The organism is Aquicoccus sp. (assembly GCF_041686535.1).
GTDB lineage: Bacteria > Pseudomonadota > Alphaproteobacteria > Rhodobacterales > Rhodobacteraceae > Aquicoccus.
Window position 1 is genome coordinate 1 of sequence record NZ_JAWLDS010000093.1, and the last position, 11513, is coordinate 11513.

The following is an 11513-nucleotide window of genomic DNA, read 5'->3' on the forward strand; positions in this document are numbered from 1 at the left end:
GCGCCACTGGCGCCCCGCCTCGACCAGCATCAGGAACACCACCGCCGCCGCGCAAAGATGCGCGAGATCGCCGCTCTCGTCCTGCCGGTTGGGATTGACCACCGCCATCGCAGGCGGCAGCGTCTCGCCTCCAAGGTGATGATCGAGAACCATCACGTCCGTTCCTGCCGCCGCTGCGATCGCATCATGGCTCAGGGTGCCGCAATCGACGCAGATGATCAGGTCATGCGCCTCGGCCAGCGCGGCCATGGCCGGCGCGTTGGGGCCATAGCCCTCGTCGATCCGGTCAGGCACGTAAAGCGTTGCAGTGATCCCCGCCTGGCCCAGCCAGTCGATCAGGAGCGCCGCCGATGCACCGCCATCCACGTCGTAATCGGCAAAGATCGCGATCCGCTCGCGCGCCTCGACCGCGGCGAGGAACCGCGCGGCAGCCTTTTCCATGTCGCGCAAGCCGCGCGGGTCGGGCAGCAGGTCACGCAATTGCGGCGCCAGAAACCCCTCGGCCCCGTCGGCATCCACCCCGCGCCGCGCCAGAACCTGCGCCACTGCGCGGGGCAGCCCCGTCGCCTGGACGAGCATCTCTGCGGCGCGGTCGATCTCGACGCCGGGGCCAAGCCACTCCCGCCCCGTCAACGATGTCTCGACACCCAGAAAGCTCACGGAGTCTGCCCCTTCATCTTGCCCCCAATACTCCGGGGAGTGTGAGGGGCAGGGCCCCTCACATCCGCCCTTGCGTCCAAGCCCGCCGGCCCCGCCTCAGACCGTCTCGATCCGCAGAGCCACCGGTGCCCCGACCATCACCTCGAGTTGTCCCATCGCGGCCAGCGCCTCATCGAGCGCGCGGCGCTGGGTCTTGTGGGTCACGATCAGCACCGGGGCCGAGGCGTCCTCGTGCCCGTATTGCCGCATCCGGTCGATCGAAATGCCTGCTTCGCCCAGGACGGTGGCGATCTTGGCCAGCGCGCCGGGCTTGTCCTGAAGCGTCATGCGCAGGTAATAGGGTGCGGGTGTGGCACTCTTGGCAGCTTTCGTGGGATCGAGCCCCATCGCCGGGCGGCCGAACGTCGCCGGGCGGATGCCGCGGGCGATGTCCATCACGTCGCTCAGCACCGCGCTGGCGGTGGGGCCTTCGCCCGCACCCGCGCCGCGCAGCACGATCTGGCCCACCTGGTCGCCCTCGATCACCACCATGTTGGTGCCGCCCTCAAGCTGGCCCAGCGGGCTGTTTGCGGGGACAAGGCAGGGGCTCATCCGCTGTTCGAGCCCGCGCGCGCCCATTTGCGCCACGCCGAGGAGCTTGATCCGAAAGCCCATGTCGGCGGCGGCGCGGATGTCCTCGATGGTGATCCGGCCGATGCCCTCCATCTCGACACCTTCGAAATTGACCTGCGTGCCAAAGGCGATGGCCGATAGCAGCGCAAGCTTGTGCCCCGCATCGATCCCGCCCACGTCCAGCTCGGGGTCGGCTTCGAGATAGCCCAGCGCGCCCGCCTCTTCGAACACGGTCTCGTATGACAGGCCCGCGCCTTGCATCCGGGTCAGGATATAATTGCAGGTGCCGTTCATCACGCCCATCACGCGGACGACCTCGTTGCCGGCCAGCCCCTCGGTCAAGGCCTTGATGACCGGAATGCCGCCCGCGACGGCGGCCTCGAAACGGATCACCCGGCCCGCCGCTTCGGCGGCTTCGGCCAGCGCCTGGCCGTGATGGGCGAGCATCGCCTTGTTGGCGGTCACGACATCCTTGCCGGCGTCGATGGCGGCCTCGGTCGCGGCCTTGGCGGGGCCGTCGCTGCCGCCCATGAGCTCGATGAAGACGTCCACGTCGTCACGGGTGGCCAGCTTGACGGGATCGTCCTCCCACGCGTAATCGCCGATGCGCACGCCGCGATCCTTGTCGCGGGTGCGGGCCGAAACCGCGGTGATCACAACCGGACGGCCCGCGCGGGCGGCCAGCAGGTTGGCCTTCTGGCGGACGATCTTGACGACACCGGTGCCGACGGTGCCCAGTCCGGCAATACCAAGGCGCAGGGGTTCACTCATCGGGGCCTCCGGGACAACAACAGGAAAAGGGTCATGCGCCGTGTAGCCCGGGGCGCGGCCATGCGCAACATGCGAGCGGCCGGCCACCTGCGTGCGCGAGCTCAATCCACCTCTCGCGCCCGCAGCCGTGCCGCCCGCGCCCTGAGCGCGGCCACGCGTGCCGCGATCTGCGCCTCGCTGTCGTCGTCGATCCGGACCTCGCGCGCCGCTTCGATCAGCGGCTCGACCGGCACCAGCCGCGGATAGTCCGCCCGCTCCAGTGTTGCGGGCACGTTGTCGTCGAGCGCCGGAAAATCGGCACAACCCGGCAGCAGGGCCAGGACGCCGAGAACGATGAGGCGCGCGCAGTGTACCATGCATCCTTCCTGCCGCAGGCCGGGGCGCGGCGCAAGCGCGGGGTTTGATTTGAACATGTGTTCAGTTAATCTCGCCCCATGGCACGCACCCAGGGTTCCCATTCCGACATCACCGGTCCGCGCATCCGCGCGGCGGCACTTGGGCTTTTTGCCCGGCACGGCTATGCCGCCGTCTCGATGCGCCAGATCGCGGGCGAAGTGGGGGTTCAGGCCGGCGCGCTCTACAATTACACGCCCGACAAGCAGACCCTGCTTTTCGAGCTGATGCGCGGCCACATGGAGGATCTCCTGGCTGCCCGCGCCGCCGAGGCCACCGAGAATCCCGGTGCCGACCCGATGGCGCGGTTGGAGAATTTCACCCGTTTCCATATCCGCTTTCATATCGAGCGGCCCGACGAGGTGTTCATCGCCTACATGGAACTGCGCAATCTCGACCCTGCGAATTTCGCCGAGATCGAGCATTTGCGCCGCGCCTACGAGGACGAGCTCGAGACGATCCTGCGCGATGGCGTGGGGCATGGGGTTTTTGCCGTGCCCGACCCGCGCGTGGCGAGCTATGCGGTCATCGCGATGCTGAACGGGGTCAATACCTGGTATCGGTCGGCGGGGCGGCTGTCGCTCGAAGAGGTCGAAACGCTCTACTGGGACATGGTGCGCAAGGCGGTTTCGGCCTGAGGCGGCTCAATGGTCGCGCGGGGTCCAGTCGCCGCCCTTCGCCTCGCGCCGGCGCAGGCGCAGCGCAAGGCCCAGCGCGACGCCGGTGCCCACCGCCACGGTCAGATCAACCAGCACCGTCAGCACCAGCGTCAAGACAAGCAGCACCACGTCCGACGCCCGCCCGCGCACATAGCTGCCCCAGCGTTCCGGCTCGCTCATGTTCCAGGCGGTCAGGATCAGCAGACCGGCCAGCGCGGGCATGGCGATCCGGCCCGCCAGCGGGGCCGCGATCCACATGATGAGCAGGAGTGTCAGCGCATGCACGATCCCCGCCACCGGCGTCCTGCCACCGGCGCGCACATTGGTCGCGGTGCGCGCGATGGCGCCGGTTGCGGGCAGCCCGCCGAAACAGGCCGAGGCAAGGTTGGCCACGCCTTGCGCCCTGAGTTCCGCGTTGGGCCGGTGCGCGCCGCCGATCATCCGGTCGGCGACGATCGCCGAGAGAAGGGATTCCACCCCCGCAAGGAAGGCAATGACCAGTGCTGCGGGCAAGAGCGCGATGATGCGCTCATAGCTGATGTCGGGCAGGGCAGGCAGCGGCAGGTTCCGCGGCAGCGCACCGAACCGTGTTTCGATCGTGTCCACCGGCAGGTTCAGCAACGCCACCAGCGCCGAGGTCGCCGCTACCGCCACGATCAGCCCCGGAAAGCGTGGAAAGGCCCGGCGCAGCACCACGATCAGCGCCATGGTCAAAAGCCCGATACCAAGGCTCGCAACGCTCAGGCTGTCGCGCGCGGCCCAGAGCGCGGCCAGCTTCTCGATGAATTCGGCCGGCACCTGGTCGAGGGGCAAACCCATCAGATCCTTGAGTTGCGCCGCCGCGATGATGATGCCGATGCCGATGGTAAAGCCGTTGATCACCGGTTCCGGCACCAGAGCGATGAGCCGCCCGGCCCGCATCTGCCCACCGATAACGAGGATGATCCCGGCCATGAAGGTGGCGAGGATCAGCCCGTCCATCCCGTGCTCGGCAATGACGCCGTAGACCACGACGATGAAGGCGCCGGTCGGCCCGCCGATCTGCACCCGGCTGCCGCCCAGTGCCGAGATCAGGAACCCCGCGACAATCGCGGTGACGAACCCGGTTTCCGGCCCCGCCCCCGAGGCGATGGCGATGGCCAGGCTGAGCGGCAGCGCGACCAGCGCCACCGTCATCCCGGCGATCAGGTCGGCGGCGAACGCCGCCCTTGTATAGCCGGGCAGGGTGCTCAGGATCTTGGGTTTCATGGGCGCGGTTTAGCGCCGGCTTCGGTCGCTGTGCAACCGTGAACATCCCGGAACATCTTGCCCGGCAGGGTGCACATCCGCGCCAAGACGGTTGGAACGGTTACGCCTGCCCGCTTTTCGATTGGCGGGCAGGCGCATCATGGCCCGTCAATGTGCGGGGCGGATGAAGGTGCCGTTCTGCAACTCGCGGAATGCCTGTTGCAGCTCGTCGCGCGTGTTCATCACGATCGGCCCGTGCCAGGCCACCGGCTCCTGGATCGGCGCGCCCGAGATCAGCAGGAAGCGCACACCTTCCTCGCCCGCCTGCACCGTCACCTCGTCGCCGGTGCCAAAGCGGATCAGCGTGCGGTCACCCGACATGTCGCGAATGTTCACCTCCTCGCCCATCACTTCCTTTTCGAGCAGCACGCCCGAGGGTGCGCTGGCATCGGCAAAGGCACCCGACCCGGCAAAGACATAGGCGAATGCGCGGCGATAGGTATCGACCTTGAAGGTCTTCTTCACCCCCGGCGGCACCGAGATGTCAAGGTATTGCGGATCGGCGGCGATCCCGTCGACCGGTCCGCGCTTGCCCCAGAACTCGCCCACCACGACGCGCACCCTGGTGCCGTCGTCGTCGATCACTTCGGGAATGTCCTTGGCCTCGACATCCTGATAGCGCGGCGCGGTCATCTTAAGGCTGGAAGGCAGGTTCCCCCACAGCTGGAACCCGTGCATCTGGCCTTGCGCATTCCCCTTCGGCATCTCCTGGTGCAGGATGCCCGACCCGGCGGTCATCCACTGTACCGAGCCGGCGCCGAGCGTGCCGGTATTTCCAAGGCTGTCGCCATGCTCGACCTCGCCGGCCAGCACATAGGTGATGGTCTCGATCCCCCGGTGCGGATGCCACGGAAAGCCGCGCAGGAAATCCTCGGGGCGTTCGTTGCGGAAATCGTCGAAGAGCAGGAACGGGTCCAGTTCGGACGGGTCCTGGAAGCCGAAGGCGCGGTGCAGATGCACGCCTGCGCCCTCCAGCGTCGGCGTGGCCTTGCGGGTCTCGATCGTGGGTCTGATGGACATGGTCCCCTCCATCCTGTTCGCGTGTGGACCAGAAATAGGGTGGCCGGGGGCTTGCGTCCACTGTCACCGGCGCGCGTGATCTGTGCGCGGATGCACGGGTCGCGACCACCGGCCATGGCCCCGGCTTGCATCGCGATCAGCTGCAATCGCTGCAGAAACTCAACCGCGGACTGAAACGCAGACGGGTGAATATGAAGGATTTGATCTCGACCGGGTCCATGCCGATCTTGAACAGCGGCGTATAGGTGCTCCAGGTCTCGACGAGGACGACCCGTTCCTGATTGGGCACGGTGGGCAGCTTCGACTCCCAGCTGTGGATATCGTCATTGCTCAGACTGGTGAGTCCGCTGCCGCGCTCTTGCGACCAATCCACGCGGAAACTCTCGTGATAGTCCGACCAGCGCACCACGGAAACGCGGATCTTCGTGGCGTCATGGGCCTGCGACAGGTGATCGAAAAGATCCTTGGTGTTGTCGATATAGGTCGGGGTGATATCGTTGGATTCGCGCGACAGCATGTCCGCGATGGTGTTGGCCGCCTTGGTGTTGATCGAGGCCTGGCGATAGCCCTCGAAATAGACGAAGGTGCCAAGCAGCCCCCACAACACCATCGGAAAGATGATGGCCGCCTCGACGGCCACGGTGCCGCGGGTTTCGTCGCGAAAGGCCCTGAGCCAGGTGATGATCTTCTTGAGCATGTCAGTCCGGCTCCTGAACGAAGGCCGAGGAAACCACCAGCGCAGCCTGGCCGGCCCCGTCGGTCTTGAGTTGCTTGCCAAGACCCGTGGTCGGAAAGATCGGGTCGAATTTCACGCAGGCGCGCAGGATCATCAGCTCGTTTTCCTGCCCGTTGACGAAGGTGCGCACCGGCTCCACCTCTTCGGAGGTGTCGATGCAATCGACATGGGTGGGCACAGTCACCGCGTCGCGCAGGTTGACCGGCACCATCTCGAGCCTCAGCGTTGTTTCGCAGCCCGGGATTACCCCGGCATATTCGCAGATTTCGGCCTTGATCTCGTCATGCTGTGGCGCGGTGCCGGTGCCCAGCCGTATACTGCGCACCGCCATGTCCATCCCGCGTTCGAGCATCGCATGGCGCAGCGTGATCATGCCCAGCTCGACCGAGCTGAGAAAGATCATGATGAAGGCGGGAAACAGGATCGCGAATTCGACCGTCGCGGTGCCATCCTCGCGGCGAAACCAGCGCCGCGCGCGCTGTCTGATCCGGGACCGATGACTCATTGGATCAGCCTCAGCTTGGAAATCGACGACGCTATCGAGGCAAAGGCATCGCTGATCTCGATTCCGTCGACGTCGAAATAATGGCCATCCGAGCTTGCACAGGATTTCAGAACCTGCCGCCCCCGCCACGGTGCCTCGAAGCCGATGGTGAAGATGATCGCGCCTTCATCCTTTGCCGCCTGGCAGATTGCGTCGGTGCGGCTGTCCTTGGTGTTGTTGCCGACATAGCTGTAGGCATAGCTGCGCCAATAGCTGTTCGCGTAGGAGCTGCTCCAGATCCCGTCGTAAAGCTCGAAGGCGATATACCTGTTCGAGGCCTGATGGAAAAGTTGCGGGAAAGTCAGGCGCTGCGCATCACTGCCGCCGATGGGCTCATCGCCGTAATAGGGCGAGAACCAGTAGGCGCGGTTGCCGCTGGCCTGCTTGTAGTAATAGGTCGAGCCGATCCTGATCGAATAGATCCGGCGATAGTAGCCACCCACATTGCCCTCGTAATACCACACGTCGGTCTGGCCGTCCTCGTAGTCATCGTTGAGGTAGTACTGCGCGGTGTTCTCGCCGTCCGACATCACCACCAACACCTTGAGAACGTCCTCGTCATAGGACGTTGGCAGATGCGTGAAGGTCGGGTCGACATCGCCATCGGCGATCATGTCGTTCACCACCGGGTTCATGCTCGGATCGAGCAGTGCCGCACCCCATTTCACCCCGATGTCGATCGAGGTGTTCCCGTTCACGCCGAGGTCGTCGATATAATCCTCCATCGTTCCGTGGTTCATCGAATAAGCGAGAATCTCGGCGTTGAGGTTTTCGGAGCAGACCGGCAGGCGCAGGTTTTCTTCCACCGTATACCACGGGTCGAACGGGCCGGTGCGTTGCAGGCTGTCACTGGTCGACACGCTGGTCGTGCTGAAATCGGACGCGTTGAAATCGACGCAATGGGAATAGTCATGCTCGTCCGTGAGGTTGAAATGCTGCGCCAGTATCGGACCGATATTGACCTGCGTGGCATAGGGCACGATCGAGATCGACACCTCGCCCTCCGGGCTGGAATCGAGCATCGTGTTCACGAATTCCTTGGCCGCGGGCCGCAGGTTGTTCATCCGGTTGTTCGAACTCATCGAGCCCGAGATGTCGAGCACGAGCGAGATTTCCACGCCGTCCACGCTTTCGGCCGCCGCACCCGCCGCCGGTGCCCGGAGCGAGTCGATCCCCATCATGTGGATGAGCTGGGTTCGCATTTCCATTTCGGCGGTGGCCGACACTTCCTTGTAGTTCAGCCCCTGGTCCACCGTGACCGATGTCAGATAGCCGCTGAGGTCGGATTTGTAGAAATAGTCGTGAACCACGTCCTCGGCGTCCAGTTCCTGGTCGAGGTCGGCCGCGGCCAGCACCGCGCGGTCGAGCGTGTGTTGCAGGTTCGAGCGTGTCAGCTCGAAACGCATGATATCGACACCCAGCCCCCCGACCATGAGCATCATCAGGATCAGGAAGACGCCGAACCCCACCAGAACGCCATCCTCTTCGCGACCAAAGCGGCGGGCATGCTTCGCCAGTCCGGTAGTGTGCCAACGGTGCGAAATGGCTGTGGCACGCGCTCGTCCCAAATAGCTTTTCATTATCTGTCCCATCTACTGGCACCATACGACCGGTCCCGTTTCGGGAGCCGGCCTTTGGTTAATGCATAGCCAAGGAAGAGGGCGAAAATGGGGGTGGATTACGGTCGCATCTGGGAGAAAACCGCGGTTTTTCGCGGTATTTTCAAGGCAGTTCGGACCTGACTGCCGCATTCGTGCCCCAATTGCCGACATCGCGCCGACCCGAAGGTCGCGAGGGCCCGAAGGCCCTCGCGCCGCGCTCAGGTGCTTGCGTTGAACAAGACCTGTGGGGCAAAGCGCGGTCGTGTGAAGACGAAGGTCTGGATCGTGGTGTCGTCAAGGCCGATCCTGAACGGAGCTTCATAGTCCGACCATGTCTCGACGACGATCATCCGCTCTTCGTCCGCCATCGTGGGCAGCTGCTCCTCGAGTGCGCCCGCGTCGCCCGTGGGATGGGCGGTCACCGGTCCTCGGGACTGGGACCACTCGACCTGGTATTCCTCGTCGTCCGCGTCATAGCGCACGACCGTCACCCGCATCCTGTGGGTGGACGAGGATCGCGTGAGAAAGGACATCAGACCGTGCTGGCCGTCGAGATAGGCATCGTCGATCGGGCTGGTCTCGCGCGAGATCGCGTCCGAGATCGTATAGGCGGTCTTGTGCGCGATGCTGGTATAGCGATAGGCGTCGAAAAACGTGTAAAGCGCGCAAAATGCCCAGAACAGGATCGGCAGCATGATCACCGCCTCGATGGTGACGGAGCCGGATTGCCCGGATGCGAACCGTTGCAGCCGGGGCCGGATCCGGCGGATCGGTCGCATGAAGAACATCGTCATGAGCTGGGCTCCTGCACAAAGGCCGAGGTGGCGAACATCGCGGCATTGCCCGCGCCGTCGACCTCGAGGTAATAACCAAGCCCCGATGTCGGGATGACCGGGGAAAACACGTAGCAGGCGCGCAGCAGCATCATGTCGTTCGCGCCGCCATGCAGGAAACTGCGCACCGGGGTGGCTTCTTCGGAATGGTCGATGCAATCGCCCTCGGCGGGCAGGGCGGCAAAGGTGCGCGGATCGACGCGGATCATTTCGAGCCGCAAATTGTCGGCGCATTGCGGCAGGACACCCGAGAAATTGCAGATCGCGTCCTTGATGTCGTCATGATCGGGATCGCTCCCGGTGCCCAGCCGGATGTCGCGCACCGCGAGATCCAGACCGCGTTCCAGCATCGCGTGACGGAACATGATCATGCCCAGTTCCACCGATGACAGGAACAGCGTCACGAAGAGCGGGAACATGATGGCGAATTCCACCGTCGCGGTGCCTCGTTCGTCACGGCGCCACCGGCGCAGGGTGCGGGGGATCGCAAACAGCCGGTTCATTGGGTCAGCCTCAACTGTGCGATCGAGGCGGCGATGGCCTCGAACGCGTCCGAAATGTCCACCCCGTCGGCGTCGAAGAAATGGCTCGGCGAGCTGGCGCAGTCGCGCAGCTGGGCGTTGCCGTTCGGCGTCGCCTCGAACCCGATGGCATAGATCATCACGTCGTTGGACTTGGCCGTGCCGCAGGTATCTTGGAGCCGGATGTCCTTTTGCGGACCCGAAACCGTGTCGGGCAGGGTGGAATACCAGTCCGACCAGGCCGCGCCATGGGTGCTTCCATTGGCCGAATAGGCCGGGCCATATTGATAGCGGGCGTTCTGCGCCACCGACCGAAACGCCCAAAGCTCGGGATAGCTCAGCCGGATCGCCTCGTCCGGGTCGGTGGTGTGATTGCCGCGCGGATCGTCATGCCACGCATTGTCGCTCAGCCAGAAATACTCCGGCCCCGTCCGGGGCATGTGGACCGACACCGTGTCGGTGCCCGGATGGTACCAGATATCCGATGGTCCCTCGCGCCGGTCGGCGGGCAGCGTGTATTGCGTCGTGTTCTGCCCGTCGGTCATCACCACGATCACCTTGAGCACGTTGGGCTCGCCGTAATCCACCGGGCGACCGGAATTGTCGGGATGCACATTGCCATCGGCGATCATGTCGCTCACGACCCCGCGCGTGCCCGGGTCAAGCAGCGTCATCGCCCATTTCATGCCGAGGTCGATCGAGGTGTTGCCATAGGCGGTCAGCGCGTCGATCTTGTCACGCGCCGCGGCCGGATCGGTCTCGAACACGGTGATCTCGGTGCCCGCGCGCGTCGGACAGACCGGCGAAGACAAGTCGTCCGCTTCGGGTGGCCAGCTGCCGCTTGCATAGGTGAAATAATCGAAATGCCCGGTCCGTTGCAACGGCGCGGTGGTCGACAGCGAGGCCGAGCTGAAATCGGCATCGTCGAAATCGACGCAATGCGAATAGTCGTGTTCGGTCGAAACATCGTAATGCTGCAACAGCGCCGCGCCCGCGTTGACCTGCGTGTTGTAGGGTATGATCGACACCGCCACATGCCCCGGCTCGGTCAGTGCCATCACCGTGTCGATGAAATCGCGCGCCGCGGGCCTGAGATTGACGAGGCGGTCGTTCCAGTTCATCGAGTTCGAGATGTCGAGCACCAGCGCGATCTCGATACCGTCGATCCGCTCTTCGGCACCGGCCAACGCCGGGGCTGTCAGTTCGTTCACCCCGAGCATGTGCATGAACTGGGTGCGCATCGGGATCGAGGCGCTGGCATCGACCATGCGGAAATTGACCCCGCTCGACACGTTGGGCGCGTCGAGCGCCACGTCGCGCAGCCCGGCCGTGTCGAGATAATCCTCCACCACCTCCGCCGGGTCGCGTGGCTGCTGCATGTCCGAGGCGGCCAGGACCGCCCGGTCCAGCGTCGCCTGAAGCCGGGTGCGCGTCATCTCGAACCGCATCAGGTCGACACCGATGCCCGCCACCATCAGGATGATCAGCAGGAAGAAGATCGAAAAGACGATGATCACGCCGCTTTCGTCGCGCCGGAACCCGCCCAGCCAGCGCCGCAGCCCGCGGCGCGTCGGCGCCTTGTGATCAGGGTATCGCGCCCGACCCTTGAAAATCATACTCATCGCATCACCCGAAACCTGCGCCCCTGCCCACCATTTAGATCTCTTGACGGGCATTACTCCGAAGCCGGAATTGGAATCAGATTGTGGCGGAAATCTGGCTGAAACAGGAGCTTAACAATGGCGTTGTCCCCGGATTTCGCATTGCCGGGCGCATGCCGCCGCATTGTTTCAACCTTCGTGACAGTTCGCGTTGAAATCGCGCGTTTTCCCCGATCGCCTTCACGCGCCGGAAAGAGGAATTTGCAATTCCCGAC

General features: G+C 64.5%; 13 protein-coding genes. 1 reads left to right on the plus strand and 12 read right to left on the minus strand.

From position 1 onward, the window contains the following. The 3 genes from ACESL9_RS14750 to ACESL9_RS14760 all read right to left on the minus strand — a co-directional run. Positions 1–660, minus strand: a 660-nt coding sequence (locus ACESL9_RS14750; protein ID WP_372675083.1) for a DHH family phosphoesterase, incomplete at its 3' end; no start/stop codon positions are given. A gap of 96 nt (positions 661–756) precedes the next feature. Beyond that, positions 757–2043 (minus strand): homoserine dehydrogenase, encoded by a 1287-nt coding sequence (locus tag ACESL9_RS14755; RefSeq protein ID WP_372609626.1) that lies wholly within the window; start codon positions 2041–2043, stop codon positions 757–759. A gap of 101 nt (positions 2044–2144) precedes the next feature. Further along, complete coding sequence (locus tag ACESL9_RS14760) at positions 2145–2399, minus strand: hypothetical protein (protein WP_372609628.1); 255 nt, start codon at positions 2397–2399, stop codon at positions 2145–2147. A gap of 78 nt (positions 2400–2477) precedes the next feature. On the opposite strand from ACESL9_RS14760, the gene ACESL9_RS14765 reads away from it, so the two are divergent. Beyond that, complete coding sequence (locus ACESL9_RS14765; RefSeq protein ID WP_372609630.1) at positions 2478–3074, plus strand: TetR/AcrR family transcriptional regulator; 597 nt, start codon at positions 2478–2480, stop codon at positions 3072–3074. Between the two features lie 6 nt (positions 3075–3080). On the opposite strand, the gene ACESL9_RS14770 is transcribed toward ACESL9_RS14765, so the two are convergent. From ACESL9_RS14770 to ACESL9_RS14810, 9 genes are all read right to left on the minus strand, one after another. Then, complete coding sequence (locus ACESL9_RS14770) at positions 3081–4343, minus strand: SulP family inorganic anion transporter (RefSeq protein ID WP_372609632.1); 1263 nt, start codon at positions 4341–4343, stop codon at positions 3081–3083. Between the two features lie 147 nt (positions 4344–4490). Beyond that, entirely contained in the window at positions 4491–5402 is a 912-nt protein-coding gene (locus ACESL9_RS14775; RefSeq protein WP_372609634.1) for a pirin family protein, read from the minus strand. Between the two features lie 136 nt (positions 5403–5538). Further along, on the minus strand, positions 5539–6099 hold the full coding sequence (locus ACESL9_RS14780) for a TadE/TadG family type IV pilus assembly protein (RefSeq protein ID WP_372609636.1): 561 nt from the start codon (positions 6097–6099) through the stop codon (positions 5539–5541). 1 nt (position 6100) lies between these two features. After that, on the minus strand, positions 6101–6643 hold the full coding sequence (locus ACESL9_RS14785; protein ID WP_372609638.1) for a TadE/TadG family type IV pilus assembly protein: 543 nt from the start codon (positions 6641–6643) through the stop codon (positions 6101–6103). Continuing rightward, positions 6640–8262 (minus strand): TadE/TadG family type IV pilus assembly protein, encoded by a 1623-nt coding sequence (locus ACESL9_RS14790; protein ID WP_372609640.1) that lies wholly within the window; start codon positions 8260–8262, stop codon positions 6640–6642. Before ACESL9_RS14790 ends, ACESL9_RS14785 begins: the two co-directional genes overlap by 4 nt. 239 nt (positions 8263–8501) lie before the next feature. Continuing rightward, positions 8502–9077, minus strand: a complete 576-nt coding sequence (locus ACESL9_RS14795) for a TadE/TadG family type IV pilus assembly protein (protein WP_372609642.1) — start codon at positions 9075–9077, stop codon at positions 8502–8504. Then, on the minus strand, positions 9074–9619 hold the full coding sequence (locus ACESL9_RS14800) for a TadE/TadG family type IV pilus assembly protein (RefSeq protein ID WP_372609644.1): 546 nt from the start codon (positions 9617–9619) through the stop codon (positions 9074–9076). The genes ACESL9_RS14795 and ACESL9_RS14800 overlap by 4 nt, the downstream gene beginning before the upstream one ends. Continuing rightward, positions 9616–11259 (minus strand): TadE/TadG family type IV pilus assembly protein, encoded by a 1644-nt coding sequence (locus ACESL9_RS14805; RefSeq protein ID WP_372609646.1) that lies wholly within the window; start codon positions 11257–11259, stop codon positions 9616–9618. The genes ACESL9_RS14800 and ACESL9_RS14805 overlap by 4 nt, the downstream gene beginning before the upstream one ends. 53 nt (positions 11260–11312) lie before the next feature. Continuing rightward, positions 11313–11513: hypothetical protein (locus tag ACESL9_RS14810; protein ID WP_372675084.1), on the minus strand; the 201-nt coding region annotated here is incomplete at its 5' end.

What these genes read in the sequence shown, in the direction of transcription:
- ACESL9_RS14775 (WP_372609634.1), bottom strand. Translation starts at nt 5,402, where the DNA reads ATGTCCATCAGACCCACGATCGAGACCCGCAAGGCCACGCCGACGCTG.
- ACESL9_RS14785 (WP_372609638.1), bottom strand. Translation starts at nt 6,643, where the DNA reads ATGAGTCATCGGTCCCGGATCAGACAGCGCGCGCGGCGCTGGTTTCGC.
- ACESL9_RS14755 (WP_372609626.1), bottom strand. Translation starts at nt 2,043, where the DNA reads ATGAGTGAACCCCTGCGCCTTGGTATTGCCGGACTGGGCACCGTCGGC.
- ACESL9_RS14765 (WP_372609630.1), top strand. Translation starts at nt 2,478, where the DNA reads ATGGCACGCACCCAGGGTTCCCATTCCGACATCACCGGTCCGCGCATC.
- ACESL9_RS14795 (WP_372609642.1), bottom strand. Translation starts at nt 9,077, where the DNA reads ATGACGATGTTCTTCATGCGACCGATCCGCCGGATCCGGCCCCGGCTG.
- ACESL9_RS14800 (WP_372609644.1), bottom strand. Translation starts at nt 9,619, where the DNA reads ATGAACCGGCTGTTTGCGATCCCCCGCACCCTGCGCCGGTGGCGCCGT.
- ACESL9_RS14770 (WP_372609632.1), bottom strand. Translation starts at nt 4,343, where the DNA reads ATGAAACCCAAGATCCTGAGCACCCTGCCCGGCTATACAAGGGCGGCG.
- ACESL9_RS14790 (WP_372609640.1), bottom strand. Translation starts at nt 8,262, where the DNA reads ATGAAAAGCTATTTGGGACGAGCGCGTGCCACAGCCATTTCGCACCGT.
- ACESL9_RS14780 (WP_372609636.1), bottom strand. Translation starts at nt 6,099, where the DNA reads ATGCTCAAGAAGATCATCACCTGGCTCAGGGCCTTTCGCGACGAAACC.
- ACESL9_RS14805 (WP_372609646.1), bottom strand. Translation starts at nt 11,259, where the DNA reads ATGAGTATGATTTTCAAGGGTCGGGCGCGATACCCTGATCACAAGGCG.
- ACESL9_RS14760 (WP_372609628.1), bottom strand. Translation starts at nt 2,399, where the DNA reads ATGGTACACTGCGCGCGCCTCATCGTTCTCGGCGTCCTGGCCCTGCTG.